Source organism: Dyadobacter sp. CY327 (genome assembly GCF_021390415.1).
GTDB classification, from domain to species: Bacteria; Bacteroidota; Bacteroidia; order Cytophagales; family Spirosomataceae; genus Dyadobacter; species Dyadobacter chenhuakuii.
In genome coordinates, this window is the sequence record NZ_JAJUXJ010000002.1 from 188,107 (window position 1) to 212,304 (window position 24,198).

Sequence of the window (24,198 nt, forward strand, 5' to 3'; positions counted from 1 at the left end):
GACTAGTTACGCAAAGCGATCAGGTCGCAGCTGCTGCCAGGTTCCTGCGGTGTTTCATAAACGCCGTTTTGAATGCGGGCGGGATGCACAAAGTGTTTTTGCAAATGCGGAATATGCTCCAAAAATAATGCTTCATGTCCCATCGCAATGTGATTATACAACACCAAATGCTGGTGCAGCTGCCCCATATCACCCACATGCGGCACGACAGGAATGCCAAATTTCTTACATAACAAACTGATCGTCAGAAACTCGCTGACACCTCCGACGCGCACGGCATCCACCTGGACAAATGCGGCTGCTTGCGCTTGCAGATAGTTTTTAAAAATCACCTTATTAGGAACGTGCTCGCCCAGGGCAAGCTTCACAGGCGCAATTTCCTTCGCCAGCGTCCGGTGCGCCAGAATGTCGTCGGGGTGCGTGGGTTCCTCGATCCAGTAAGGATTCATTGTTGCCAGGTCCTTGGAAATCGCGATCGCGTCGGGCAGGTTCCATTGCTGGTTGGCGTCCAGCATCACTTTCACATAATCTCCGGCAACTTCACGTACAATGTGGGCGCGCCGGATGTCGCGCGCGGGATCGGCGGATCCTACTTTCAGCTTCATGGCTGTAAAACCATCGGCTAAGGCCTTTTTGCAGTTTTCACGCACCCTTTCATCGGAATAGTTGAACCAGCCAATCGAAGTGTCGTAACCGGGATATCCTGTTTTCAGAATGCTTTCCCGGTCTGCTTTGCTTGCCTGCTCCATTGTTAAAAGGCTGATTGCCTGCTCCCTGTTGAGCTCGTCTTCCAGATACGAAAAGTCCAGCGTGTTTACGATGGCTTCGGGCGAAAGACTGGTGAGCAGTTTCCATAGCGGCACACCGCGTCTTTTTGCCCAAAGATCGTAACAAGCATTGGTAACAGAAGCCAGCGCCAGGTGCACGACGCCTTTATGCGGCCCAAGCCATCGAAACTGCTGATCGTCAGACAATTGCCTGAACAAAACGCCGAAGTCGGCCATTAATTCTTCAATGTCCTTCCCAACCAGCTTCTGCGCATAATACTGCGCGGCCTGGCAAACAAGCTGGTTGCCTTCGCCTAATGTGAATGCAAAGCCAGTCCCTGTAACGCCGCTGTCGTCGACAAGCTCGGTAACGGCATAGGAATATATAGGATCGCGGTGAATGGCGTCGCTTCCTGCGCTGCCGTCGAGCGGGTAACGGGCGTCTTTTACTGCTATTTTATAGATCATGAAAATGGTTCTGTTTGCTGGAAAGCTTCTTATAACCCAGTTCGGCACCGCCGCTTACGGGCAGAATGCAACCTGTGATAAACCTGGCCATATCCGAGATCAGGAACAGGCAGGCGTCTGCAATCACGTCGCCCTCAGGACAATAGCCCAGCGCGTGAATGTTGTTGAGATATTCCTCTGCCAAATCAGGATCGGGCTGCTGCTGGCTCCAACTCCGCAAAAGTGGCGTGATGACACCCGCAGGCGCAACTGCATTGACGCGGATACCGAAAGGTGCATAGTCCAGCGCCATGGACTTTGTAAGCGCATTTACCGCGCCCTTCGTAGCCGTGTATGCCGCATGGATCTCCTGCCCTATTTCTCCCACAAGGCTCCCCGTATTCAGGATGCTCCCACCGGATTTTTTCAGGGCTTCGATGCCATGTAATGTGGTATGATGAATGCCGCCTACATTCACCTCAAACAGCTTTTTCCACTCCTGCTCAGTAGTCTCATGCAATGCTTTGGAAGGACTCGAAATGCCTGCATTATTGTGAATAACATCTATTTTACCAAACACTGCAAGGCAGTGCGCGATGGCTTTCTGCACCTGTGCAGCATTGGCAACATCTGCCAGGAAAAACACGGTTGCAATGCTTTCCAACTGCATTTTTGCACGGTGAAAGCTTTCTGAATCGTTGCTGATGATGCATAAGCGGGCGCCTGCCTGCTGGTATGCTTTGGCACATTCAAACCCTATCCCTTCGGTCCCTCCCGTTAAAAAAACGACTTTATCGGCTAATAGCAACATAATTTATAGAATGTAAATGCATAGGATCAAAAATTTGCAGCGCATTTAGGTCGCCGTTTGATGTGCCAAAAGTAGTTGAGCATTCAGGTGTTACATATAGAGCATCCGTTTATTTTCATGGACAATGCTATGATCGCGTAATTTGGTTTTCCATCATTAATTACAATCCAATCCCGATTTGTTTTTAATAATGATATAAAATTGCCTATTATCGCACTTTGTCTTCATGTATAATGGAAAATACGATTACAAATCAACAGAAGTTATGAGCAGCAGTTTCAGAAGGCGGGATGGATTTGACGGGGAAAAGCTGATCAGCCTGCCACCGGGAATTCTGCGCGATGTGGTCCACAAGAACCCTGCCCTTTTTCACCTGTACATTACGCATATCGGCTATTTTCCCAAAGCCCTTTTTCATTACCGCGAGCGGCGCAAAGGCTGCGAGGATAATATCCTGATCTACTGCGTTCAGGGAAAGGGACATTATGTGATCGCCGACAAGAAATTTGAGGTCACGGCCAATCAATACATTATGCTGCCGGCGACTGATCAATATATACGTTACTGGGCCGACCACGAGGACCCGTGGACGATTTACTGGATACATTTTACCGGCAGCGCCATTGATCATTTTAACGAAACCTTACAGATCCTGCCTCAAAAAGGACCTGTTAACCTGATCTTCAATGAAAAAGTGCCCGACACCTGGCACCGGATCTATCAGAGCCTGGAAATGGGTTACAGCCTGGAAAACCTGGCCAATGCCACCATGTGCCTGCAATATTTTATGGCCATGTTCCTCTTTCCCGAAAAACACCTCGCTGCCGAGCATACCGAAAAGGCGGACATGATCACGGACACGATCACCCATATGCGCCTGCATCTGGATAAAAAACTGTCGGTAGAAGATATGGCAAACAAGCACCAGCTCTCCTGCTCTCATTTTTCAATGCTCTTTCGCAAGGGCACAGGCATGGCGCCGGTGGATTATTTTATTCATTTGAAAATGCAGAAAGCCTGTCAGCTGATCTATGCCAATGAAGCAAAGATCAAAGAAATTGCTTTGCACCTGGGCTACGACGACCCCTTCTATTTTTCAAGGGTATTCAAAAAAAACATGGGCCAAAGCCCCGAGCAATACAGGCTGACCGCCCGGAAAGTAGGCTGATGCGCAGCTGCGCCAGCAACCCGTACCCACCCAGTTTGCGAGCAGCCAACAAGATTTACAGCATTATAAACTCAACCCGGCGATTGTTGGCCTTCCCGACAGCTGTGTCGTTGGAGTCGACAGGCTGGGCTTTTCCTTTTCCATCGGTTTCCAGTCTTGAAACATCGATACTGAAATTTTTGACAAGCGCCTCTTTAACAGCATCTGCTCGTTTTTTGGAAAGGCTCTCATTGGTGTTTTCATCGCCATCCGAATCTGTGTGGCCTATAATGCGGACACGGAGCGAGGCGTTTTCCTGTAAAACCTGTGCGATTTCTTTCAGACTGCCGTAAGATTGCGGAAGAACTTGGTCGCTATTGACAGCAAAGCGGATGCCGCGGGTGACGAATTTACCTTCACTCAGCAATTTGTTACGCGTATCAGCAGCACCGACAGCCAACTGAATATTTCCCAGGAAAAATGCGCCGCCTTTTTGGTTGAAATCAGGATTATCTGCCGCAAAAACCAATGAATTCAATGGCTCAGCAGCGTTGAGGGCTCGCGGCAGGTCCAACACCTTTGTACTGTCCAGGTAAACGCGGATGCGCTGCTTTTGCCTCCAAATAGAAACCTTTGTCGCATTTTTCACCGTATTGAATTCGGGCACACCATACTTATGCTGATTGCCGATCAGATTCGTTGAATAGTCAAGGCTGCCTTTTTCAGAGGAATTGGGTTGAAAAATAATCTTAAAACTGGGCGCCGAGACTTGATTCGACTCGCCCCATGCAAACTTTTGATCCGTGTCGCTGGTCTGCATCAGGCTGATCATGAATTCGCCGATATTGGCGACGTCCTTGTTTGCGATCAGGTCCAATTGCAGCGTGAAGTTATCGGGCAAATTGCTGGTGAGGTTTTCAGGATAAAAAACCCCGTCCTGATTTAGTCGAAGCCATTTGCCCTCACGGCCTGCAATGTTGACCAGGTCCGCGCCCGACCGCGTATTCCAATTTGCAGGAAAGTCCCCTACTGCATCCTGGGTAAAATCCTCATACATAATGATCTTATCACCGGGCACAAAATCAAAGCGGGAATAGGCTGTGATATCCTGAGTTGTTTGTACGGCAGCGGCAGCAGGCCGGGACGCATCTGCTTTCACAGCCGGTGATGCCGCGTCCGCTGGCTGGCTGGCGGGCACTGAGGCAGGTGAAGCTGCAGTGTCCGGAGCAGTGGTATTATCCTTATTTTTCTTTTTTTGCAAAGCCTTATCAATCGACTGGTCAATCTGGTCGACAGCCTTTTGCTCCACTCTGTTTTTGATACGGTCTAAAAGTTGAGCAGGGCAAGTCAGGCAAGAAAAGCAAAGCAGAACGATGATAAGAATTTGTTTCATTTGATAATCAAAAAGGATAAGCATTACAGAGTAGCATCAAAGTTACATCATGCACTTGAAAGGACACATGATGGAGTGAGGCATTTTAAGAGTAGGGAGAGAAAAAAGCGGTGGGTTTTCAGGTGTTTGCCCTGCTACGGCCGATCCGCCAATTGTACTTGCGGTGGTGACTTCTTCTTTTTCTTTTTGTTCCACCAGATGTAAAAGCCGGTGACGGGCAATGTGGCGCAGGCCAGGGCGGCGAGAAATGAGAGGATTTTACCAAACAAACCCATGTATGCGCCGGTGTGCAAGTCGAAATTTAGCTGATAGGCCTTGTCGCCGTTATTCAGATCCTGAAAGGAGGTGTTGGAAAGCATTCTGCCAGAATAACGGTCATATACGATCAGCAGGCGGTCGAAGCGGTTCCAGTCTTTTTTATAGACCAGTGTATTAATCGTAGACGTGGCTTTGGCAGGTAATAATACCAGATAAGCATATGCATCCGGGTAGCCAGCGGCGGTCACTGTGAATGCCTTATCCAACCCGGAAACAGCTTGCGGCTGCAATGTATCTGAAACCAGAAGGGCGGGCTTTTCTATATTTTTCCCGCCATTCGCTACGAAACGCACAGAATCCTGCATCCAGTCAAATGCCCAGACGAGGCCTGTCAGGGACGTTAGTAACAGAATAATGAATGCATAAAGTCCAAGGATCTGGTGCAGGTCGTAATTTAGTCTTTTCCATTTTGCGCTCCATTTAACAGTGAAATGGTTCTTGATGCTTTTGACTGTCCATTTCTTGGGAAACCAGAGAATAAAGCCGGAAATCAATATAATTACAAAGCTCAACACCGAATATCCGACCACGTAATGCCCTACTTTTTCACCAAATAACATTCGCATGTGCAATGCCAGTACGAGCTGAAAAAATTCGTTTTTTGAGTCTTCCACATAAATAACTTTCCCTGAATAAGGGTTGATATATACCCGGTAATAATATTCAAAATAGTCCCAGTGCGTCAATCCTTCGTGGTTATTCTTTTGTGACCGGAATGTCACCGACCGGTCGGGCGCGTTGGCCATTTCGATCCGCGTGATGACTTTGTCCTTCCCGAGCGTATTTTGGGCAATGCTCAGCAGTTGGGTCAAAGGGAGCTTTTCCTTATTTTCCGGGGTAATAAAAAGACGCTCCCGGTAAACGATGGGTTTGAGCTCGTCGGCAAAAACATAGAGGCAGCCGCTGACAGCAATCAAAAACACAAAAAGCCCGGACAAAAGTCCGAGCCAAAGGTGTAAAAAGCTGACCACTTTTTTAAATTTCATATTCGCTAAAACCGGTATCCTACTGTAAGGTTAAATCTGCGTCCGTTTCCTCGCCGGTAATCAATGGCTGTGCCGTAAAACTGGGCAATAGCCGGGTAATAAACGGTATTAAGCAAGTTTTCAATACCCAAATCAGCTTTCAGGTTTTCCGTAATTTTGTATCCCAAAGACAAATTAAATGTATTATAAGATTCGATAGGCCCCTCGCCTATTGGATAAACGCCTTTTTCGTTGGGAGCAAAGCGGTCCCGCTTACCTACATACAACCAGTTCAGATCTGCATTGAAACGGGCTTTGTTGTACCTGGCGTAAGCCGCAATTTTCACGGGTGTAATGCGGTTCGAGTTCAGATATTTATCAGTCGGGCCGTTGAAATTGCCGTCGCCGTCCTTATCCCCTTTGCCCTCCACGAAGGCGTAGTTACCTCCCAGAACGAAGTTGTTGGTCACCTGATAATCCAACTGGAATTCGTAACCCCAAACGCGCTCGGGCAATCGTTCCGCTACGTATTTACCATCTACCAGCAATAAATTGGACCCCAGTTTCGATGTGCTGTAATAATAGGCAGCAGACACATTCAATGGCCCCAGTGCACTGCTGAAACCGACTTCGTAATTGTTCACTATGATCGGCTCCGTTTGCAGACCGGCCACCGTATTTTCGTTCGCAGCCCTTAATATTCTTCCCAGATCAAAAATCGAGAACGATTGTGAATAGCTCACGAATGGGTTGAAGCGCTTATACTTTGAATACCGAAGCCCTGCATTAAATACAAACGCATTGTAATCCAGCTTTCCACCTGTTACATTAATGCTTCCGGCACCATTGGGACCTGTGGCCAGCGTGGCGTAATCGGCAATGTCCATTTTGATGTTTTCAGCACGCAAGCCTGTTTTCAAGTTCAGGTAATCAAACCATTGCGTCGTGAGCTGGGCGTAGGGCGCCAGGTTGTTCATATTAATGCGCGGCACCCAGGAGCGGCCGTCAACCAGATTTTGCTCAGTTTTATCATTCAATATATCCACACCATAAGTGACGTCTCCCGACAGTTTGGACGAAACGGTGAAAGGCGTGTTCAGGTTAAGCCTGAAACCTTTTTTCGTGGAAATGATGGCAGATTGTCCGCTGCCAAAAAATGATTCTGAATTGGAATAAACCGTCCAGAAATCCTGCAAATACACATTGGCAGTCAGAGAAGTCCGGCCAATTATATTTTTGTTGGTATACTGAATATTGGCATTGTGGTTGTAGCGGGTTCCCTCGTCAATTCCTTTCCGCGTTCCCCACACGCCGATCGCGGGAGACTCTCCGTAAACACCGGCTTTGGCAACATAAGCCGAATGCTGATTGGAGCTGTAATAATTATACATCGCCTCAATGCGCTGGGAAGCATTAAAATTGTAACCAACCTTCGCAAATGCATTGTATATTTTGGTTTCGCCGAGTCCATAATCAGGAGATATCACTAATCCTTTCGGATCCCGGTAAACGCCGGTTTTTTCGTACATTCCGCTTACGACGTAATCGAACTTGGCCACCCGTCCGTACAATTGCTGTGAAGCCCGGAATCCCAGCGTGCTGTCTCCACGGGTGTTTCCGGTAAGGCTCAACTGGCTGTATCCACCGATTTTCCGGTCTGTTTTTGGCGTTTTCGTAATGTAGTTCATCAGCCCGCCATCAGCACCGTTTCCGTAAATTGCCGTGGCGCCTTTAATCACTTCTACCCGCTCGATCACCGAAGGGTCAATGGAGCGGATATCCCTTCCTCCGGCCCTGAGAGGAGTTGATTGCGGTATGCCATCGATAAGCACCAGCAGGTTACGACCGCGCAATGTTTGTCCCGAGTTACCAGTCTGATTGGTAGAAGCTCCTAAACCCGGAACCGAAAATGCCAGAATGTTGGCAATGTTGGGGCTTATGGTAGAAAGTGCTCCTATCTCCTTTGCGTTCACAACCGTTACAGATGACGGCGTTTCTGCCAGCGACTCCACCCTGCGTCCTGCGGATACAATGACTTCATCAAGCAGGGAAGAACTTTCTTTTAGCTCAAAATCGAGGCTTTGGTCCGAGCCCGGGTCAAGTGTAATATCTTTATCCTGAATCGTATATCCGATAAAAGAAGCCCTGATCGAAACGTTTCCTTTGGGCAAATTTCCAAGCCGGTAACTTCCGTCACCATTTGCAGTGGTGCCAATGTTAGTCCCTTTCACAACGACGGAAGCGAACGGGATAGGCTGGTTATTATTATCCATCACGGTCCCCCGGATCACTCCCGAATCAGATTGGGCGTAAGCGAGGTGAAAAGAACAAACAGAGGCGAAAAAGAATAGTATGGAGTGTAATCTTACTTTCATCAAGCGAACGTTTAATTTCCGCAAAAGTAAAATTATTTATACTAATTAAAAATAAAACTGGCGTTTGTCTTTGAATCACTGAATGGTGAGGAAGTTATCAGGAACTTAAAAAAGCGGCTGATAGCCGCTTTTTTAACTCATAATGAAAGATATAGCCAACTTATTTCAATGCATAGCTATGATAACCGCCATCCACGTTGATTTCCGTTCCCGTAATGAAACTTGCTGCATCAGAAGCCAGAAACAGCACTGTGCGGGCGATCTCATTAGGCGTGCCGAGCCTTTGCAATGCGGTAGCACCAGCCAAAAAACCCTGTGCTTCTTCCGGCACAACGCTGGTTAGCCCCGGGGTTGCAATAGGTCCCGGACTAACGATATTTACGCGTATTTTCCTCCCTGCCAGTTCATTAGCCGCGGTTTGGGCAATTTTGTTTAGCGCCCCCTTGGTGGCAGCATATACGCTGCTTCCAATATTTGCAGCAGATGCTGCCGACGAAGATGTGAACAATACCGACGCTCCGTCAGCCAGATGGGGAAGTAATTTTTGTAATGTAAAAAAATGCCCTTTCACATTCGTGTTGAACTGTGCATCGAAATTCGCTTCGCTAACCTCTGCAATCGGCTCGAATGTTCCGATTCCCGCATTCAGGAAGAGGACATCCAGCTTGCTGCCGGTCTCCGCAAATGTTCGTTCCAAAACCGAAATGCCGTCGAGATTCGATGTATCCGCTACAACAGTGGCCAGTTTTGGGCTCTGTATTTCTGCGCTGGCTTTTTGCAGATTACCGGCACTTCTTCCCGTGATCCACACGTTTGCACCTGCGCTGATGAATGCTTTTGCTGTTGCCAGTCCGATTCCTGTTGTTCCGCCAGTGATAATGACGTTTTTACTTGTGAAGTCCATAATTAAATTTTGCTAAATTTGTAGTCTGTTTTACGAACTGCAAATTTAGATAAAAGCAGTTTTAAAAACAAACTACTTTTGATGATAATATTATGAAAAGCACAGAGAGAAGATCAAGCTGCCCCATCAATTATTCGGTGGAAATCTTTGGTGATAAATGGATGCTCCTAATCCTGAGGGACATCATGTTCAACGGCAAAAATTCTTTCCTGGAATTCCGGGCATCGGCTGAGAAAATATCTTCGGCCGTACTTACCGAAAAGTTGAACCTGCTATTGGAAGAAGGAATAGTTTCCAAAGTAACCTCACCCAAAAACGCGTCCAAATTCCTTTACCTGATCACCGACAAAGGAATCGAGCTCGTACCGATCATGGTAGAATTCCTCGCCTGGGGATCCCGTCACAACCCCGACGGCGGCCCAAAACCATTACTCGACCGGATCAAGCAAAGTAAAAAGCAAGCCATCGCAGAGCTGCAAGAAAAATTAAGAAGCGAGCGGCGCTTGTATGAGTTGGATTAGAGGGGCTTAGGAAAGTGATTCTATGAAGGTTTATTAAAGCCTCTTATCCATGCATTTGCGGCTTCCGCGTCAGTGAAAAAGTGTTCGTTGTTGCTGCTGAACAGCAATTCGTATTTCTCCATTTTTGTAGCATCCTGGTGGCAATGTGCTGCTGCGACGCATTGGATATTCCTGTTCCTGGTGATGACTATTTTTTCAGCTTCATCCGGAAACATTGCCACGTAGCCGACTTTCCAGCCATAGCATGCGAGCGTAAGTGGAACAATGTTGCGAAAATGTTTGTGCACATCCACGTTCACCGCATTAAAGCCGTGCAGGTTTATGAAGATCTTGAAAAGACCCGAATCCCCCACCCGATCCAGCGCCGCATGTAAGGTTTGCTCCCAGTGTATGACATCCTGTTTGTCTATATCACCGCTGATTTGTGTGATAATAAGCTGTTCGTCAGCGTACCAGTCGCTGCTAATGATCGTCTTGCCCGGCATTTTGCTATTGTGATTATGAACCATTTTGGGATGATAATCCGGTCAATGGCCTTTTTGTTCTAACCGTCGACAGAAAGCATTGAAATGTCGACGAAGCAACAAAAAAGGACTGTCACCAACAGTCCCCGCATTCCTACGCGGTCTTACCCATTTCTTCGAGCCCTTCCCAAAGTACTTTCATGTCAAAAAGAGCAGACTTTTCAGTCTTATCAAACGGAACATCCGAATGATAAAGCGCGAGGTCGTGGATCATTTTGAGAGATCGCGCCAGCTCTGAAAACCCCTGACATTCTAGAAGATACCAAAATTCGGCTTGTGACTGCGTCAGCGGAGCACCGGCATTCGATGCGTGACGTGCATGAATCGTTGGGTTGACTGGGTTTTGGTTCGAGTCGATACCTGGACCATTTGAAGTTCGCATTTCCTAAATGGGTTGTGATGAAAAGATATGGAGAGGTCACTGCGAACTTCATCAAAGGCGGTGCAATGACAGGTCTCGGGACTTTCACCCGTATGCCTCTCCAAGAGCAATGTTCAAACCCAAGTTTTAACAAAAGAAGCATAAAAAATTTTAATAAAGTTCGCAAGGCAAATATAGGGGAAAATTTGAATGGGTGGCGGAGGAATGAACTAACGGTTAAAGTTACCGATCGGTAAATCGTGTGGGTTCAATGTCCACATTCAACTCATTCAAAACCAACTTCTGCAATTCAGCCTGCGGTAGCAAAAGCTGATACTCAGCCACGCCAATGGGCTTATTAATGTCTTGCAAAGCTATTTCAACATCCAGGTGATCTTTGTCAGCACAGAGAATAATACCAACGGAAGGGTTTTCATCCTCGCTTTTTTCGAGACGATCGAGCAAGGAGAGGTAAAGATTCAGTTTGCCCACATATTCGGCTTTGAAACTGCCAATTTTTAATTCGATGGCCACCAGGGAGCGCAGGCCGCGGTGAAAGAAAAGCATGTCTACAAAATATTCCTTGTCATTGTATTCCAGCCGGTATTGGTTGCCGATGAAACTGAACCCTCTGCCCAATTCCAGTATAAACGCCCTTATTTTGAAAATCAGCCTGTTTTCTAGTTCCAACTCCTTAACAGGCTCTGTTACCCCCAAAATCCGAGATTATACGTGCTTTTGAAGACTTCATTGCCATAGTCCGCATGCGCCTCAGGAAGCGTCTGGTTAAAATTGTGCGTCTTTATCTGCTTTTGTGCCTGCCCGTAACTGTCCATTTTGATGGCGTTAAGCAATAAGTCTCTTGACCAACCTTTTGCGAGGGTTTCGCTAGCATAGAATTCGATATGAGAATTATCCTTTACCTTGTTAATCAACAGCAAATTATGTCCCCATGGCAAAACTGCTACGGCCTGTAGCAGTTTTGTATCAGCCTCGTAATATCGCTCATAAAAACGCTTCATATCCCAAAGATTCCGCGGAGACAAACACATATCCGGAAACTCGTTTTTTGGTTCCCCTAACCCATTCAGGTTCGGTTTGCGATCCAGCCAATTTAGGTTTTTATTTTGATAGTCAATTTTGGGTGTCGGGAATATTCTTTGCAGTAGCTAGCTCATTTTCCTTATTCAGCCGCAGGACTTCCGATTCCAGTTCCTTGATACGTTCCTGCATCGGCGCTACCATCTGATTAATTTCTTCCATAGCATAACGGGGAGTAATATACTTTGGACAGTTCCAATCAAAGGCTATGATATGCAGCAGCACAATCCGCTCGGCAATGTTTTCATAGCCTTCCGGAATAACCAGGTCGGCCAGATCGGGGCGGTCGTTAATAGCTACGGTTTCGACTTCGGCATATACCTTCAATCGCGCCCGCCGTGCGTAATCCATTAATATCAGGGAAACTTTGGGATTAGTGGCAGTATTGCCTACTGTAATGAACTGCCTGTTACCACGTAAGTCGGCATAGGCTAGTGTTTGCGGATCAATTGTGTGAAGAAATCCTTTCGTGCCTCCACGGTGCTGGATGTAAGGAAACCCATTTTCGCCAATGCTCGCTATGTAGAAACTGTCCCTTTCCTGAATAAAGTTGCTCTCGCTGTCGAAAAGCCGGGTCCCGGTCGCTTTTTGTTCCATGTGCGCATAAGCCTGACGGCTTCCGTAGCGTTCCTGCAGGGCTTTCACTTCCGGAGTGAAAGCCACTGATGCATAGTTCCTTGCCATATCTGATTTGTTTTAATTTAACCCCAATCCTATCAAAGTCACTTAATGGATTTATCCTCAGAGGGACGCTGAATATCTTTGTTTTCTGTTTTTATATTTTCCACAGAAACATCCTTTTTAGCGCCGCTTTTTGGTGGGTTCAAATTTTCTTCATTCCACATCGTGTCGCCACATTCTTCATTCACGAATGGGGTATATTCAAAGACATCTGTTGTTTCCATTGTAGTAAAAGTTTAAAGTAATTTTATTTTAAAACTGCTGACGATATTACCGGAGGAAGGGATATCAAATGGCAGTCTAACTTGTCGGCCCTAACGCTATCTGATAAAATCTCTTCTAATGTCATTAAGTGCTTCCTGGAAATACGCTGGTTGCTGTAAAGTCTGAGCTACAATGAGCGAGCCCTGTATTTTAATGAGGGCTGACTTGCCTAGCTTTTCAGCAGCATTGGAGTCATGCCCCAGGTTCGACGCAAGGTGCGCAAATGCATCTATCCATTGCTGCATCATACCAGCCACCCGATCCTTAAAAATATCTACGGCGGTTCCCTGTGACATTGCCCTGAGAATGCACGCCGACTGACCACCATCATAAAGCCGTGAAATAGCATCCAACACAGCATTCAGACGTTCCGTGGCCGGTTCGGATGCATGAAGGACGCTGAATATATGTTCATCCGTCCACTCGGACCCATAATCAAGCACAGCATTCGCCATACCCACCTTGCCGTCCGGAAACCGATGGTATAAGCTTGCTTTTTTCAGCCCCGTTGCAGAAGCCAACTCGGCCAAGCTCGCCCCATCAAAGCCTATCGACCGGAATACTTGCATCAGCTTTTCAACAACAATATCAGCCTTAACTTTTGAATGTGCCATTGTCTACTCTATATTATACCGAACGATCGGTAAAGAAATTAAGTTTCAATGTTGGAGAATTTTCCTGCGTGGCTTAACCTCTCTAACGCTGCTGATTAGCCATGCTATGAAAACCTCTCACGCCTTGAAAATAAAATAGACCGCTCCAACCAGTAATGCGAAGCCGATCAGGTGGTTGTAGGTGAATCGCGTATTTTTAAAAAACGTTACCGAGAATATCATAAAAACGATCAGGGTAATCACCTCCTGAATAATTTTCAGCTGCACCAATGTAAACGGGCCTCCGGTTTCGGAAGAGCCGATGCGATTCGCCGGAACCTGAAAGCAGTATTCAAAAAATGCCAGGCCCCAGCTCAGAAGTATGATCGTCCACAATGGTGTGGAGCTATGACCACCGTCCTTATTGAAGAATTTGAGGTGCCCATACCAGGCTAGTGTCATGAAGACATTAGAAAGAACTAAAAGTCCGATTGTTGAAATGTACTTGCTCATTTGTAAAGTGGAAAAGACCAGCAGCGTCCTTGCTGCCGGTTTTTGTTAACAAATTATTGAACCAGATATTGTTGATTCGGTAATGCTCATCGTTCTCATAACAAAATACAATCAAGGCACATTGTAAACTGCGCCCTACGCTACAAATTTGCAATGTTCGCCTTATCAATAACAGATAAAAATGCAATTAACAATTCAGGGCAGCTCAATTCAGGGGATTGCATCCTTTTATACGGAGATCAACCGGCTTTTTATGGCCGATGAAGAATGGCAAATTGCAGAAAGCCTGGATGCCCTGGACGATCTTCTATACGGAGGATTTGGAGCTGCCAAGGGCGCCACAGCATTAGAGCTCATCTGGCTGGATATGGAAACTAGTCGGCTTTCTTTGGGCTATGAAGAAACCAGGCGGTATTACCTGGAAAAACTACGCCCCGGCTCACCTTTCAACAAAGCGCTGTTTTCAGAAAAATTAAAAGCGCTGGAAACCTCGGAAGGAAAGACTTATTTTGATCTGGTCATGGAAGTATTTGCGAGCCATCCGGCGGTCATTGTTGTACCGGGCTGAATCACCGAACCGGCGGAATCAAATTTAAGCTCCCTTGACGGTCACATTTTCAAAAAAAACCATCCCCATTCTATCAATGTGACCGACAAGATCCTCATTTTCAATTTGATGGTAAAGTGCCAAATCTATCCTGTAAGGAAGCAGTAAATCATCCAGTTCTGTTTCAATTCTGAATTGATCTGACAAAGTGAGTTTGTCTCCTACTAGCACTAAATCAATGTCGGAGCCGTTGCGGAAGTTTCCTTTTACGCGCGATCCGTAGAGGATTGCTTTTTCTACGTTCGGATACTTTCGAAAAACATTTTGAACTGCGATAATTGTTTTTTCTGACAGGCCGTACATTATTCTTTTTTGGCTATTATGGATTCCATTTTTTCTTGAAATGCTAAGAACAGAGGATAAAAATCACGGACAATGTTTTTATAAATCTGTTCGGATATTTCTTCGTTATAAGTATGGCTGGTAAGATTTCTATTCTTGATCATTTCCATCCAGTTATCGCCGTCCATGATCAGATCAACACTAAATGCCTGGCGTGTTGCATCCCTCGAACCTTTTATCTCCGAGTTGCCCTGATAAATAAAAAAATCCTGCATCACCTTCCAGGCCAATTCATGCGTAAATTCAAACGCCTGTATAACGCCTTGCCTTTCAAGTTCACTTAACGCACGTTGCGTATCCAGATGAACAGCTTCACCTAACTTTGCAAGTGCCTTTTTATAATTCTCAAAGCGTTGTTTCCAACGAATATCCTGCTCGTCCATATCTTGTTGTTTGATAGAAGATTGCTTACTTTATTTAGCCTACCTACTTGCCAATACAGAAGCGGGAAAAGATGTTTTCTAATAGGTCATCCGTAACAATAGTCCCAGTAATCTCCCCAAGATGAAACAGCGACAACCGAATATCCTGCGCCAAAAAATCCCCCGTAACCCCCGTTTCCAACCCATTCAAAACATCACTTAAAGCATCATGTGTTTTCACCAAATGCTCGTAGTGACGCAAATTCGTTACAACAGTATCGCTGGCCGATTGCCCGTAAACCATTGAAACCAATTTATTGGTCAGCTGAGATAATCCGGTTTGGGATTTTGCAGAAATTGAAATAACATTCTCTTGCAGCGCGCCTAAACTTTCAGCCGCTATTTCTCCAATATCAATCTTGTTCAACACATATAAAACCTGTTTTCCAGCGGGCAACAATGCTGCCAGTTGCTGGTTTTCCTGCAATGTCTCCAAGCTATCAAACAGAAAAATCACAATGTCTGCCTTCTCCATTGCATTTTTCGATCTTTCAATGCCGATGGATTCCACAAGGTCGGTCGTTTCCCGGATGCCGGCGGTGTCGATGAAGCGGAATTTCAGGCCTTCGAGGACGATGGTGTCTTCGATTACGTCGCGGGTTGTGCCTGCAATGCTGGTGACGATTGCTTTTTCTTCGTTTAGCAGCGCATTCAGCAAGGTGGATTTGCCAACATTCGGTGAGCCGATGATGGCAACAGGAACACCTTCTTTTAATGCATTGCCAAAGTCAAAGGATTCGATCAGCGGCGCAATAGTGCTTAGTAATGCTTCGATCAGTCTTCGGAGATCGTCGCGTTGAGCGAATTCAACATCCTCTTCGCCGAAATCAAGTTCGAGCTCGATTAAGGATGCGAAATGGATGAGTTCGGTGCGTAACGAGGCTAGTTTTTTGGAAAAGCCGCCTCTTAGCTGGTTCAGCGCAGTTTTGTGGCTGGCCTGGGAATCTGCGGCGATGAGATCGGCTACGGCTTCGGCTTGGACTAGGTCAAATTGGCCATTTAAAAATGCGCGCTGTGTGAACTCGCCGGGCTTGGCGATCCTTGCGCCTTTTGTGATGAGCAGCTTTAATATCTGCCTGATAATATAGTCCGAGCCGTGACAGGAAATCTCTATCGAATCTTCTTTGGTAAAAGATCTGGGCGTTTTGAAAACGGTTACCAGGACTTCGTCGATGATTTCACCGGCTGCCTGGATTGTTCCGAAATGTACGGTGTGGGTTTCGGCTTCTTCCAGGTTTTTTCCCTTAAAAATGGATTTTACCATGGAAATGGACCCAAGTCCGGAGACGCGGACCACGGCAATAGCGCCTACGCCTGAGGGAGTTGCGAGCGCACAAATAACTTCTTGCTGGTGGATTGGCATTGCATTCATACTGCAAATATGCGACTAATTGATCTGGTTTGATAGACTATTAGCACTTTGAATTTCGTACCTTTGGGCATTTTTCGACCGGATTGGTTGTTACATTTTTTTGAACATCTCCCTTTTTTGAATTGTGCTGACTGAAACATTGCCCATCGTTACCCACCAGCTTCCGGTTATGGAGGCCTTTTACACCTTGCAGGGTGAAGGCCAGCATAGCGGTCGGGCTGCTTACTTTATCCGCCTCGGCGGCTGCGAAGTGGGCTGTCACTGGTGCGACGTGAAAGAATCATGGAATGCGGACCTGCATCCGAAATATAACATTAACAACATTGTCGACGGCGCGCTGCAGTATCCCGGCCGTCTGGCTGTGATAACGGGCGGCGAACCTTTAATGTATAACCTCGACGAGCTGACGGGCCAGCTGCAAGACGCAGGTTTTAAAACCAACATCGAAACATCCGGCGTATATCCGTTCACAGGACATTGGGATTGGGTGTGCTTTTCTCCCAAAAAATTTAAAACACCGCATCCCGACATTTATAAAAACGCCAACGAGCTCAAAGCGATCATTTACAACAAAAGTGATTTTGAATTTGCGGAGTCACATGCTGCACTCGTCTCCGACGAATGCACGCTGCTCTTACAACCCGAATGGAGTAAGCATGAGGTGATGCTGCCTTTGATAATTGACTATATCAAAGACAATCCCAAATGGAAAATGTCGTTACAAACCCACAAGTATATGAACATTCCTTAATGCACCGCGCCGCTATATTTTTGCTCTTCTCCTGTCTGTTTATTTCAAATTACACGCATGCACAGGATGCAACATTGTCCCGCAAAGCCCGGGAAACTTATGAAAAAGCGCAGCAAGCCTGGCAGGCAAGAAAGCTGCCCGATGCCATTGCGCTTTTTGAAAAAGTCCTGGAACAGGAACCCAACAGTTATGACACCAACCTGAGGCTTGCGCAGATCTACGAGCTGCAACGCAACCCGGATCTCACCAAAAAATACTACGCAAAAGCCATTCAGCTCAGACCAACGGCGCCGCAGACGGCGGCAGCACTGCAATGGTTTGGACGCCATCATTTTGAAGCGCAGCACTATGATTCCGCGCAGGTCTACTACGAGAGAGCATTGCCATTGTTTCCCGCGAAGTCGAGCCTCGCCCGGCTTGCGGAAAAATCAATAGCATCTTCCAAATTTGCCCGGGAGGCGATCAAAAATCCTTTAAGCATTCAGAAACAGTCCCTGGGCGACACGGTCAACTTCCTGAACACGCAGTATTTCCCTGTTATGACGGCGGATGATGAAACGTTGATTTTCACCGGCCTGACCGAGAACCGCGACGAGAACATTTATACCACGCATCGTATCAATGGTAACCGCGCGGCGGACCGCTGGGACGTGCCGGAGGAAATTTCCAAGTCCATTAACACAACCAATAACGAAGGCACTTGCACTGTGTCGGCGGACGGACGAACATTGGTTTTCACGGCCTGCAACCGGCCGGATGGTTATGGAAGCTGCGATCTATATATTTCACGCAAAGAAGGCAAGGATTGGAGTGCGCCGCTAAATCTGGGTCAGGAAATCAATACACGCGACTGGGAATCGCAGCCATCTTTATCGGCCGACGGCCACCTGTTGTACTTTGCTTCGGACCGTAAGGGCGGACAGGGCAAGCGCGATATCTGGGTTACCAAACTTGATGATAAAGGCAAATGGGCGGCGCCAAAAAACCTTGGGTCACACATTAATACGCCCGATGAAGAAAATGCACCATTCATTCACGCCAACGGCAGAACGCTTTTTTATGCCTCAAACGGCTTTCCCGGCATGGGCGGTTTTGACATCTTTATCTCACAGCGCACGGACACTCTATGGTCGCAATCCAGGAACATTGGTTATCCTATTAACACCATAGCCGATCAGGTGGGACTTTTTATAGCTTCGGACGGGCAGAAAGCTTATTATACAGACGACGGTTCGGAAGGAAAAGGCCGCTCGCTGCTTTATACATTCAATTTGCCCCAAGAGGTGAAGGATATGATCGTGCCTACACGCTATGCGAAGGGAAAGGTGTTTGATAAAAAGACAAACACGCCGCTGGCTTCTGCTATCGACCTTTTTGATCTGAAAACACAACAAAAAGTCGGCGAATTCTCGTCGGATGGCAAAACGGGTTCTTTCCTGGCCGTGCTCAACAGCGGAGGTGAATATGCTTTTTATGTATCCAAACAAGGTTATCTTTTTAAAAGCCTGTCATTTACAGTGAATGATTCCACATCCTTTGTTGACCTGGACATTCCTTTGGAGGCCATCGAAAAAGACCGGGCAGAAGTGCTTAATAATATATTTTTCAAAACAGGTGAATACAGCCTCGATGAAAAATCGAAAGTCGAGCTTGGGAAAATGGTTGACTTTTTGAATAAAAACAAAACTGTAAAAATTGAAATTTCCGGTCATACCGACGATGTAGGTTCCGACACGGAAAATATGGAATTATCAAGGCGAAGGGCGCAATCCGTGCAACAATATCTGCAACAGTCGGGGGTTGTTGCCGACCGGATCACATTCAAAGGTTATGGGGAGACGCAGCCTGTTGCCGCAAATGACTCCCAGGAAAACCGCCAGAAGAACCGCAGAATCGAGTGGAGGATCCTCTAATTGAATTTGCATAAAGAATCGAAATTTTGCACTTTTGTCGATCTGCCAATGTTGTAATAGACGAGTACAACTTAGTTCGTAAACATTCGTCGTTAACATTTAGTATCCATAAAATATGACACCCGAGAAAGTATCCTGCTTAATCATTGGCTCCGGTCCTGCCGGATATACAGCCGCTATATATGCATCCAGAGCAGGGTTGAATCCTGTACTTTACCAAGGCGCGCAACCAGGCGGCCAGCTGACCATTACCACGGAAGTTGATAACTATCCAGGCTATCCGGATGGGATTACCGGTCCTGAAATGATGGTCAATTTCGAAAAACAAGCCAAACGCTTCGGAACAGATATCCGTTACGGATTGGCTACGGCAGTTGATTTTACAACACATCCGCTCAAAGTGACTATTGACAACAAGCACGAGATCGAAGCCGATTCAGTGATTGTTTCAACCGGTGCTTCTGCCAAATGGCTGGGGCTTCCTGACGAAGAGCGCCTGAACGGCCGCGGCGTTTCTGCCTGTGCGGTTTGTGATGGTTTCTTTTTCCGAGGACAGGATGTGGTAGTCGTGGGCGCTGGTGATACAGCGGCTGAGGAAGCAAGTTACCTTGCCAAATTGGCCCGTAAAGTGTATCTGCTGGTTCGTCGCGATGAAATGCGTGCTTCCAAGATCATGCAGAAACGCGTAGAAATGTTGCCGAACATTGAAATTCTCTGGAATACGGAAACGGTAAAGCTGAACGGAGAAGAAGGACTTGAATCTGTTTTGGTAAAAAATAATAAAACGGGCGAGGAGCAACTATTGCAGGCAACCGGTTTCTTTGTAGCGATCGGACATAAGCCTAACACGGATATTTTCAAAGGATATCTGAACATGGACGAAACCGGCTACATTCAGACTATAAAAGGAAGTGCTTGCACCAACATTAAAGGTGTATTCGCTTGTGGTGATGCGCAGGATAATGTTTACAGACAAGCCATCACTGCTGCCGGAACCGGATGTATGGCCGCGTTGGACGCCGAGAGATTTCTAATGGAACTTGAAGTAGAAACCATCATTGAGGAAACAGCATAAATAATTTGCCCAACCCCTAATTTGAATCAGGCTGCATTGTCATGTTTTAGCAAGCAATGTAGTCTGATCTGATTTTTTTATACCTATGAAAGTAAAGCTTATTGTAAGTTTGCTAATGACCGTGTGTTTGATCTCCTGGAACACGCAAGCGCAAGAGCGAGGAAAATTCAAAAGAAATCCCAAAATCAATCAGTCCGGAAACAATGCCAACGAAGGACCTACTAGGATAAGCACACCGCAGCCCGAAGACGAATACCAGGTAGAAACCTCCAATCTCAGATTCCAAAGCCAGTTCGAGCCGGTAAAACCGCTCAACCCCGTGGTAAGCGAGGACACAGCCACCCTGGACGAGGGCGAAACCGAAGTCGTAGAGGTTGTTGATTCCCTGCTAGTTGCAGATGAATGGGTAAAATCCGCTGAATATTACGTAATCTGGGATGCACGCACCATTAACCCCTACGGACTCAGCCCGCTGGAATTCGACGAACCCGTTGACATTACATTATACGATCCCGCAGTAAACAGAATGTGGGCCACACCCATGATCGACACCAAGCCTACTTCCAACTTCGGCTACCGCTGGGGAAGATGGCATAACGGAAGCGATCTGGACCTGGAAACGGGCGATACAGTGCGCTCGACCTATGACGGAATGGTCCGCATTGTTGCCTTCGACGGCAGCGGATACGGTCGTTTTGTTGTTGTAAGACATTATAATGGTCTCGAAACGCTTTACGGGCATTTATCCAAACAACTTGTTGAATCGGGGCAAATCGTAAAGGCTGGCGAAGTGATCGGCTTGGGAGGAAATACCGGCCGCAGTACGGGATCTCATTTACATTACGAAAACCGCTACGAAGGGAATCCATTCGACCCGAGAAATATCTTTGACTGGGAAAACAAAGCCATCAAGTCTGACCATTTCTTGCTGACGAGCAATGTATGGAGCCATTTAAGGGGTAAATCGAACAAAAGCGAGTTTGCATCGGGCGATGCTCCCGTAGCCTACACCCGCTCTATTTTGCATAAAGTGCGCTCGGGTGAGACATTGTCTTCCATAGCAGGTCGGTATGGTGTCAGCATTTCATCCGTTGCCAGAAAAAACCGCATTTCTACCCGCTCTACTTTGAGAATCGGGCAGAAACTTCGCATCAAATAACATCCATATTATGAAACTAGATATCCTTGCCATCACAGCTCACCCTGACGATGTCGAACTTTGTTGTGCCGGAACATTGCTGTCGCAGATTGCATTGGGAAAAAAAGTCGGGATTGTAGACCTCACACGCGGCGAGCTCGGCACGCGCGGGACGCCCGAAGGCAGGATTCAGGAAGCTAAAAATGCAGCGGCTATCATGAACATTGCTGTACGTGATAATGTAGGTTTAGCCGATGGATTTTTTGCTAATAACGAAGCACATCAGAAAGCAATCATCCCATACATCCGTAAATATCAGCCGGATATCGTTATTACGAATGCGGTTACGGACAGGCATCCGGATCACGGCCGTGCCGGACAGCTCGTTTCGGACAGTTGCTTTTACTCCGGTTTGCGGATGGTGAAGACGTTTGATGAACAAGGCAATGAGCAGGAAGCATGGCGGCCCAGGCAGGTTTTCCACACCGTACAGGACCGCTACATTACGCCCGATTTTATCGTTGACATAACCCATGTCCATGACAAAAAAGTAGAAGCGATCCGTGCATTCGAAAGCCAGTTTTTCGTGCCTTCCTACAACAGCGACGAGCCGCAGAGCTACATTTCCTCCCCTGATTTCCTCGAATTTGTAATCGCCCGCGCCCGGGAAATGGGCCACGCGATCGGTGTGACTTTCGGAGAAGGGTTTACGACTTCCAGAAAGCTTGGCGTGCGGGATCTGTCGGCGTTTATTTAAATCTTTTCTTGCCCGATATTGTTAGTTAAAATAGTCCCGCGTCCAACTATTTGCGCCGGCATATCGTATATTAAGAAAACATCAAAATGATAAACAGCATGAAGAAGCCAATCGCATTCCTGCTTGCAGGCATGTTCGCATTAATGCTGCAAAGCTGTTACGGACAATCTTCCCCGGCACAGAAAGAGCAGAAAAAAACACCCGCATATTCCAGGAAGGATTCCGTTGCGGTTAATAAAAGCAACGAAGAGTGGAAAAAGGTCCTTTCGCCGGAAGTTTACGAAGTAGCGCGCCTGAAAGGAACCGAGCGACCATTTACCAGTGAATACGAACATTCCAAAGAGGTAGGCACATTCTATTGCGCCGTTTGCGGCAATGCACTTTTTAAAAGTAATGCCAAATACGAAAGCGGATGCGGCTGGCCGAGCTTCTTTGAACCGATCAGCAAAACCTCCATTTTGGAAGCGGCAGACAACTCCCACGGCATGCGTCGCACGGAGGTAATGTGCGGCAAATGCAAATCGCATTTGGGACACGTTTTCGAGGATGGCCCGCCTCCTACCGGACTTCGTTATTGTATCAACGGCGTGGTGCTGGATTTTGAAAAAGCCAAAACCGCCGAGAAGAAATTCAACAGCAAAAAGAAAGCAGAAAGCGGAAGTTGAGTTAGCACTGACTCACTACGGACATTAAAATTTGATTAAGACACTTACCCGGATTTCAGGCTAACGAACTTGAAGTCAGCGGTAAGTGTCTTTTTTCGTTGATCCATAGCAGACTTAATCTATAATCTCCTTTAAGTAATTTGTTCTGATTCTAAATAATGCATATGTTTGCCCCCGCTTATGATTAGTCTAAATAAGCAACCTCTCACATTTCCTGACAAAACAACTATTTGAAAAGAATGCTACAACATTTCAACTTACGCAATGTATTGTTTGCGTCCATGCTGGTCGCGGGGTTATCCTCCTGTTCAGACGATGAAGAAAGACCTGTCGATCCAAGCCCGGGCCCGGAGCTTCGCACCAAGATCGATTACGCAAAAATCACCCCTACAACACCTTACAAAAGCCTGTTTGTTGACACCAAAGGCGATACTACCGTCGATCTGACGTCCGGGAATGCACGTTACAAAATGTTCCAGGCGCTAAATTATTACCTGGGCTCGGCAGTGCGGGACAGCACACAGGTAACTGCGGCTGTGATGAAAAATATGTATGCGAATACAGGTAACCCGTTCACGGATATCAGCACATCAACCATTAATATTAAAGGCGCGGACCTGAATGCTTCGGGTGTGCAGTTGCGCGATGTTACAGCTTCTTCAAAAACTGCCGCAGAAGCAGATGCTGCGCGTGCGCACCTGGAAACCAGTTTTGCCGCACTGGAAGCAGCAAGCAAATCGGTAAAGGTGCCTGCGGCGAAAGGTGTTGCAGGGAAACTTGGAACATATCTTGTTGATTCAAAAGGAATTGAGCACGGACAAATCATTCAAAAAGGCCTGATCGGTGCTTTGCAAATGGATTACATTGGTAATGTGCTGTTGGACAAAGGTTTGGAGGTCGACAATATTTCATTGGTTTCGGGTAAAAAATATACTGCTTTGGAGCATAACTGGGACGAGGCATATGGACTGCTTACTTTGAACCCGGTATATCTGGCCGGAGCAACAGACGCTGCAAGAACTTCCAATGAGTCTTTTATCGGTTCGTATATTTGGGAATACAATAAAGCAAGTTATGCTAAAATCCATCCCGCGTTTGTGAAAGGACGTGCGGCAATCGTGAACATGGATAACGCCGAGGTGAAAACGCAGGCAACATTTATCAGAACGGAAATGGAAAAAGCGATCGCTTCTGCTGCACTGGGTTACCTGGGCAAATGGAAAAGCGGAACAACGGACGCTGCCCGTGCACATGCCATCGGCGAAGGACTTGGTTTCATTTACTCCCTTCGTTACTGCAAGATCAATGGTGCGGACGCTGCTTTTTCTGACGCATTGTTGCTAGGCTTGATGGGCTCTCCGAATGGATTTTGGGACCTTACTAACGACAAGATCAATGCTGCTTCGGATGCGATAACGGCAAAGTTCAAGTTATAAAATTCAGGTCTTGACCTGTTTCAGGGTGGATTGAC

26 protein-coding genes are annotated in these 24,198 nt (G+C 46.7%); 10 read left to right on the plus strand and 16 right to left on the minus strand.

The genetic code is table 11. The features are described from left to right. Nucleotides 1-2: 2 nt before the first annotated feature. Both LZG74_RS10365 and LZG74_RS10370 read right to left on the minus strand, forming a co-directional pair. The gene (locus LZG74_RS10365; RefSeq protein WP_233796508.1) at nucleotides 3-1,235 is read right to left on the minus strand and encodes an enolase C-terminal domain-like protein; all 1,233 of its coding nucleotides are present in this window, start codon (nucleotides 1,233-1,235) and stop codon (nucleotides 3-5) included. Beyond that, nucleotides 1,225-2,025 (minus strand): SDR family NAD(P)-dependent oxidoreductase, encoded by an 801-nt coding sequence (locus LZG74_RS10370; RefSeq protein ID WP_233796509.1) that lies wholly within the window; start codon nucleotides 2,023-2,025, stop codon nucleotides 1,225-1,227. Before LZG74_RS10370 ends, LZG74_RS10365 begins: the two co-directional genes overlap by 11 nt. Before the next feature lie 265 nt (nucleotides 2,026-2,290). On the opposite strand from LZG74_RS10370, the gene LZG74_RS10375 reads away from it, so the two are divergent. Then, nucleotides 2,291-3,193, plus strand: coding sequence for an AraC family transcriptional regulator (locus tag LZG74_RS10375; protein WP_233796510.1), 903 nt, complete (start codon nucleotides 2,291-2,293; stop codon nucleotides 3,191-3,193). Nucleotides 3,194-3,248: 55 nt separating this feature from the next. On the opposite strand, the gene LZG74_RS10380 is transcribed toward LZG74_RS10375, so the two are convergent. The 4 genes from LZG74_RS10380 to LZG74_RS10395 all read right to left on the minus strand — a co-directional run bounded on the left by LZG74_RS10380 (nucleotide 3,249) and on the right by LZG74_RS10395 (nucleotide 9,127). After that, nucleotides 3,249-4,565: an OmpA family protein gene (locus LZG74_RS10380; RefSeq protein WP_233796511.1), complete on the minus strand. Its 1,317-nt coding sequence runs from the start codon at nucleotides 4,563-4,565 to the stop codon at nucleotides 3,249-3,251. Nucleotides 4,566-4,699: 134 nt separating this feature from the next. Beyond that, on the minus strand, nucleotides 4,700-5,869 hold the full coding sequence (locus LZG74_RS10385; RefSeq protein WP_233796512.1) for a PepSY domain-containing protein: 1,170 nt from the start codon (nucleotides 5,867-5,869) through the stop codon (nucleotides 4,700-4,702). Between the two features lie 5 nt (nucleotides 5,870-5,874). Further along, nucleotides 5,875-8,223: a TonB-dependent receptor domain-containing protein gene (locus tag LZG74_RS10390; RefSeq protein ID WP_233796513.1), complete on the minus strand. Its 2,349-nt coding sequence runs from the start codon at nucleotides 8,221-8,223 to the stop codon at nucleotides 5,875-5,877. Between the two features lie 160 nt (nucleotides 8,224-8,383). Beyond that, nucleotides 8,384-9,127, minus strand: a complete 744-nt coding sequence (locus tag LZG74_RS10395) for an SDR family oxidoreductase (protein ID WP_233796514.1) — start codon at nucleotides 9,125-9,127, stop codon at nucleotides 8,384-8,386. 92 nt (nucleotides 9,128-9,219) lie between these two features. On the opposite strand from LZG74_RS10395, the gene LZG74_RS10400 reads away from it, so the two are divergent. Then, a complete protein-coding gene (locus tag LZG74_RS10400) occupies nucleotides 9,220-9,648 on the plus strand; it encodes a helix-turn-helix domain-containing protein (protein WP_233796515.1) in 429 nt (142 codons plus the stop codon). Between the two features lie 20 nt (nucleotides 9,649-9,668). Here LZG74_RS10400 and LZG74_RS10405 read toward each other — a convergent pair whose 3' ends face one another. The 7 genes from LZG74_RS10405 to LZG74_RS10435 all read right to left on the minus strand — a co-directional run bounded on the left by LZG74_RS10405 (nucleotide 9,669) and on the right by LZG74_RS10435 (nucleotide 13,685). Continuing rightward, nucleotides 9,669-10,157 (minus strand): hypothetical protein, encoded by a 489-nt coding sequence (locus tag LZG74_RS10405; protein WP_233796516.1) that lies wholly within the window; start codon nucleotides 10,155-10,157, stop codon nucleotides 9,669-9,671. A 619-nt stretch (nucleotides 10,158-10,776) separates the two neighbouring features. After that, complete coding sequence (locus tag LZG74_RS10410) at nucleotides 10,777-11,250, minus strand: PDDEXK nuclease domain-containing protein (RefSeq protein ID WP_233796517.1); 474 nt, start codon at nucleotides 11,248-11,250, stop codon at nucleotides 10,777-10,779. Then, on the minus strand, nucleotides 11,241-11,555 hold the full coding sequence (locus LZG74_RS10415; protein ID WP_233796518.1) for a DUF1016 N-terminal domain-containing protein: 315 nt from the start codon (nucleotides 11,553-11,555) through the stop codon (nucleotides 11,241-11,243). Before LZG74_RS10415 ends, LZG74_RS10410 begins: the two co-directional genes overlap by 10 nt. A gap of 112 nt (nucleotides 11,556-11,667) precedes the next feature. After that, nucleotides 11,668-12,318, minus strand: a complete 651-nt coding sequence (locus tag LZG74_RS10420) for a pyridoxamine 5'-phosphate oxidase family protein (RefSeq protein WP_233796519.1) — start codon at nucleotides 12,316-12,318, stop codon at nucleotides 11,668-11,670. Between the two features lie 38 nt (nucleotides 12,319-12,356). Next, on the minus strand, nucleotides 12,357-12,539 hold the full coding sequence (locus LZG74_RS10425) for a hypothetical protein (RefSeq protein WP_233796520.1): 183 nt from the start codon (nucleotides 12,537-12,539) through the stop codon (nucleotides 12,357-12,359). 96 nt (nucleotides 12,540-12,635) lie between these two features. Then, on the minus strand, nucleotides 12,636-13,193 hold the full coding sequence (locus LZG74_RS10430; RefSeq protein ID WP_233796521.1) for a TetR/AcrR family transcriptional regulator: 558 nt from the start codon (nucleotides 13,191-13,193) through the stop codon (nucleotides 12,636-12,638). A gap of 117 nt (nucleotides 13,194-13,310) precedes the next feature. Then, nucleotides 13,311-13,685: a DMT family protein gene (locus LZG74_RS10435; protein ID WP_233796522.1), complete on the minus strand. Its 375-nt coding sequence runs from the start codon at nucleotides 13,683-13,685 to the stop codon at nucleotides 13,311-13,313. Nucleotides 13,686-13,866: 181 nt separating this feature from the next. Here LZG74_RS10435 and LZG74_RS10440 point away from each other — a divergent pair, with 181 nt between their 5' ends. Next, nucleotides 13,867-14,253, plus strand: a complete 387-nt coding sequence (locus tag LZG74_RS10440; RefSeq protein WP_233796523.1) for a ribonuclease inhibitor — start codon at nucleotides 13,867-13,869, stop codon at nucleotides 14,251-14,253. A gap of 24 nt (nucleotides 14,254-14,277) precedes the next feature. Here the strand turns inward: LZG74_RS10440 and LZG74_RS10445 are convergent, their stop codons facing one another. From LZG74_RS10445 to mnmE, 3 genes are read right to left on the minus strand one after another with little or no spacing between them, the layout of a single operon-like run. Beyond that, nucleotides 14,278-14,595, minus strand: coding sequence for a nucleotidyltransferase domain-containing protein (locus tag LZG74_RS10445; RefSeq protein WP_233796524.1), 318 nt, complete (start codon nucleotides 14,593-14,595; stop codon nucleotides 14,278-14,280). Beyond that, on the minus strand, nucleotides 14,595-15,017 hold the full coding sequence (locus LZG74_RS10450) for a nucleotidyltransferase substrate binding protein (protein WP_233796525.1): 423 nt from the start codon (nucleotides 15,015-15,017) through the stop codon (nucleotides 14,595-14,597). Before LZG74_RS10450 ends, LZG74_RS10445 begins: the two co-directional genes overlap by 1 nt. A 43-nt stretch (nucleotides 15,018-15,060) precedes the next feature. Then, nucleotides 15,061-16,428, minus strand: a complete 1,368-nt coding sequence (mnmE, locus tag LZG74_RS10455; protein ID WP_233796526.1) for a tRNA uridine-5-carboxymethylaminomethyl(34) synthesis GTPase MnmE — start codon at nucleotides 16,426-16,428, stop codon at nucleotides 15,061-15,063. A gap of 169 nt (nucleotides 16,429-16,597) precedes the next feature. On the opposite strand from mnmE, the gene LZG74_RS10460 reads away from it, so the two are divergent. The 7 genes from LZG74_RS10460 (at nucleotide 16,598) to LZG74_RS10490 (ending at nucleotide 24,163) form a co-directional block, all read left to right on the plus strand. After that, complete coding sequence (locus LZG74_RS10460) at nucleotides 16,598-17,179, plus strand: 7-carboxy-7-deazaguanine synthase QueE (RefSeq protein WP_233796609.1); 582 nt, start codon at nucleotides 16,598-16,600, stop codon at nucleotides 17,177-17,179. Beyond that, nucleotides 17,134-19,092 (plus strand): OmpA family protein, encoded by a 1,959-nt coding sequence (locus LZG74_RS10465; RefSeq protein WP_233796527.1) that lies wholly within the window; start codon nucleotides 17,134-17,136, stop codon nucleotides 19,090-19,092. The genes LZG74_RS10460 and LZG74_RS10465 overlap by 46 nt, the downstream gene beginning before the upstream one ends. Nucleotides 19,093-19,207: 115 nt before the next feature. After that, a complete protein-coding gene (gene trxB / locus LZG74_RS10470) occupies nucleotides 19,208-20,167 on the plus strand; it encodes a thioredoxin-disulfide reductase (protein ID WP_233796528.1) in 960 nt (319 codons plus the stop codon). 85 nt (nucleotides 20,168-20,252) lie between these two features. Further along, nucleotides 20,253-21,326, plus strand: coding sequence for a M23 family metallopeptidase (locus LZG74_RS10475; protein WP_233796529.1), 1,074 nt, complete (start codon nucleotides 20,253-20,255; stop codon nucleotides 21,324-21,326). A 10-nt stretch (nucleotides 21,327-21,336) separates the two neighbouring features. Beyond that, a complete protein-coding gene (gene bshB1 / locus LZG74_RS10480) occupies nucleotides 21,337-22,062 on the plus strand; it encodes a bacillithiol biosynthesis deacetylase BshB1 (RefSeq protein ID WP_233796530.1) in 726 nt (241 codons plus the stop codon). A gap of 98 nt (nucleotides 22,063-22,160) precedes the next feature. Beyond that, nucleotides 22,161-22,727, plus strand: a complete 567-nt coding sequence (gene msrB / locus LZG74_RS10485) for a peptide-methionine (R)-S-oxide reductase MsrB (protein ID WP_233796531.1) — start codon at nucleotides 22,161-22,163, stop codon at nucleotides 22,725-22,727. 239 nt (nucleotides 22,728-22,966) lie between these two features. Next, nucleotides 22,967-24,163, plus strand: a complete 1,197-nt coding sequence (locus tag LZG74_RS10490; protein WP_233796532.1) for a DUF4856 domain-containing protein — start codon at nucleotides 22,967-22,969, stop codon at nucleotides 24,161-24,163. Nucleotides 24,164-24,198 lie beyond the last annotated feature (35 nt).

Bases quoted from the DNA above. Each gene is read 5' to 3' on its own strand.
- LZG74_RS10365 (WP_233796508.1), bottom strand. From the start codon at position 1,235: ATGATCTATAAAATAGCAGTAAAAGACGCCCGTTACCCGCTCGACGGC.
- LZG74_RS10370 (WP_233796509.1), bottom strand. From the start codon at position 2,025: ATGTTGCTATTAGCCGATAAAGTCGTTTTTTTAACGGGAGGGACCGAA.
- LZG74_RS10375 (WP_233796510.1), top strand. From the start codon at position 2,291: ATGAGCAGCAGTTTCAGAAGGCGGGATGGATTTGACGGGGAAAAGCTG.
- LZG74_RS10380 (WP_233796511.1), bottom strand. From the start codon at position 4,565: ATGAAACAAATTCTTATCATCGTTCTGCTTTGCTTTTCTTGCCTGACT.
- LZG74_RS10385 (WP_233796512.1), bottom strand. From the start codon at position 5,869: ATGAAATTTAAAAAAGTGGTCAGCTTTTTACACCTTTGGCTCGGACTT.
- LZG74_RS10390 (WP_233796513.1), bottom strand. From the start codon at position 8,223: ATGAAAGTAAGATTACACTCCATACTATTCTTTTTCGCCTCTGTTTGT.
- LZG74_RS10395 (WP_233796514.1), bottom strand. From the start codon at position 9,127: ATGGACTTCACAAGTAAAAACGTCATTATCACTGGCGGAACAACAGGA.
- LZG74_RS10400 (WP_233796515.1), top strand. From the start codon at position 9,220: ATGAAAAGCACAGAGAGAAGATCAAGCTGCCCCATCAATTATTCGGTG.
- LZG74_RS10405 (WP_233796516.1), bottom strand. From the start codon at position 10,157: ATGGTTCATAATCACAATAGCAAAATGCCGGGCAAGACGATCATTAGC.
- LZG74_RS10415 (WP_233796518.1), bottom strand. From the start codon at position 11,555: ATGAAGCGTTTTTATGAGCGATATTACGAGGCTGATACAAAACTGCTA.
- LZG74_RS10420 (WP_233796519.1), bottom strand. From the start codon at position 12,318: ATGGCAAGGAACTATGCATCAGTGGCTTTCACTCCGGAAGTGAAAGCC.
- LZG74_RS10425 (WP_233796520.1), bottom strand. From the start codon at position 12,539: ATGGAAACAACAGATGTCTTTGAATATACCCCATTCGTGAATGAAGAA.
- LZG74_RS10430 (WP_233796521.1), bottom strand. From the start codon at position 13,193: ATGGCACATTCAAAAGTTAAGGCTGATATTGTTGTTGAAAAGCTGATG.
- LZG74_RS10435 (WP_233796522.1), bottom strand. From the start codon at position 13,685: ATGAGCAAGTACATTTCAACAATCGGACTTTTAGTTCTTTCTAATGTC.
- LZG74_RS10440 (WP_233796523.1), top strand. From the start codon at position 13,867: ATGCAATTAACAATTCAGGGCAGCTCAATTCAGGGGATTGCATCCTTT.
- LZG74_RS10445 (WP_233796524.1), bottom strand. From the start codon at position 14,595: ATGTACGGCCTGTCAGAAAAAACAATTATCGCAGTTCAAAATGTTTTT.
- LZG74_RS10450 (WP_233796525.1), bottom strand. From the start codon at position 15,017: ATGGACGAGCAGGATATTCGTTGGAAACAACGCTTTGAGAATTATAAA.
- mnmE (WP_233796526.1), bottom strand. From the start codon at position 16,428: ATGAATGCAATGCCAATCCACCAGCAAGAAGTTATTTGTGCGCTCGCA.
- LZG74_RS10460 (WP_233796609.1), top strand. From the start codon at position 16,598: ATGGAGGCCTTTTACACCTTGCAGGGTGAAGGCCAGCATAGCGGTCGG.
- LZG74_RS10465 (WP_233796527.1), top strand. From the start codon at position 17,134: ATGGAAAATGTCGTTACAAACCCACAAGTATATGAACATTCCTTAATG.
- trxB (WP_233796528.1), top strand. From the start codon at position 19,208: ATGACACCCGAGAAAGTATCCTGCTTAATCATTGGCTCCGGTCCTGCC.
- LZG74_RS10475 (WP_233796529.1), top strand. From the start codon at position 20,253: ATGAAAGTAAAGCTTATTGTAAGTTTGCTAATGACCGTGTGTTTGATC.
- bshB1 (WP_233796530.1), top strand. From the start codon at position 21,337: ATGAAACTAGATATCCTTGCCATCACAGCTCACCCTGACGATGTCGAA.
- msrB (WP_233796531.1), top strand. From the start codon at position 22,161: ATGAAGAAGCCAATCGCATTCCTGCTTGCAGGCATGTTCGCATTAATG.
- LZG74_RS10490 (WP_233796532.1), top strand. From the start codon at position 22,967: ATGCTACAACATTTCAACTTACGCAATGTATTGTTTGCGTCCATGCTG.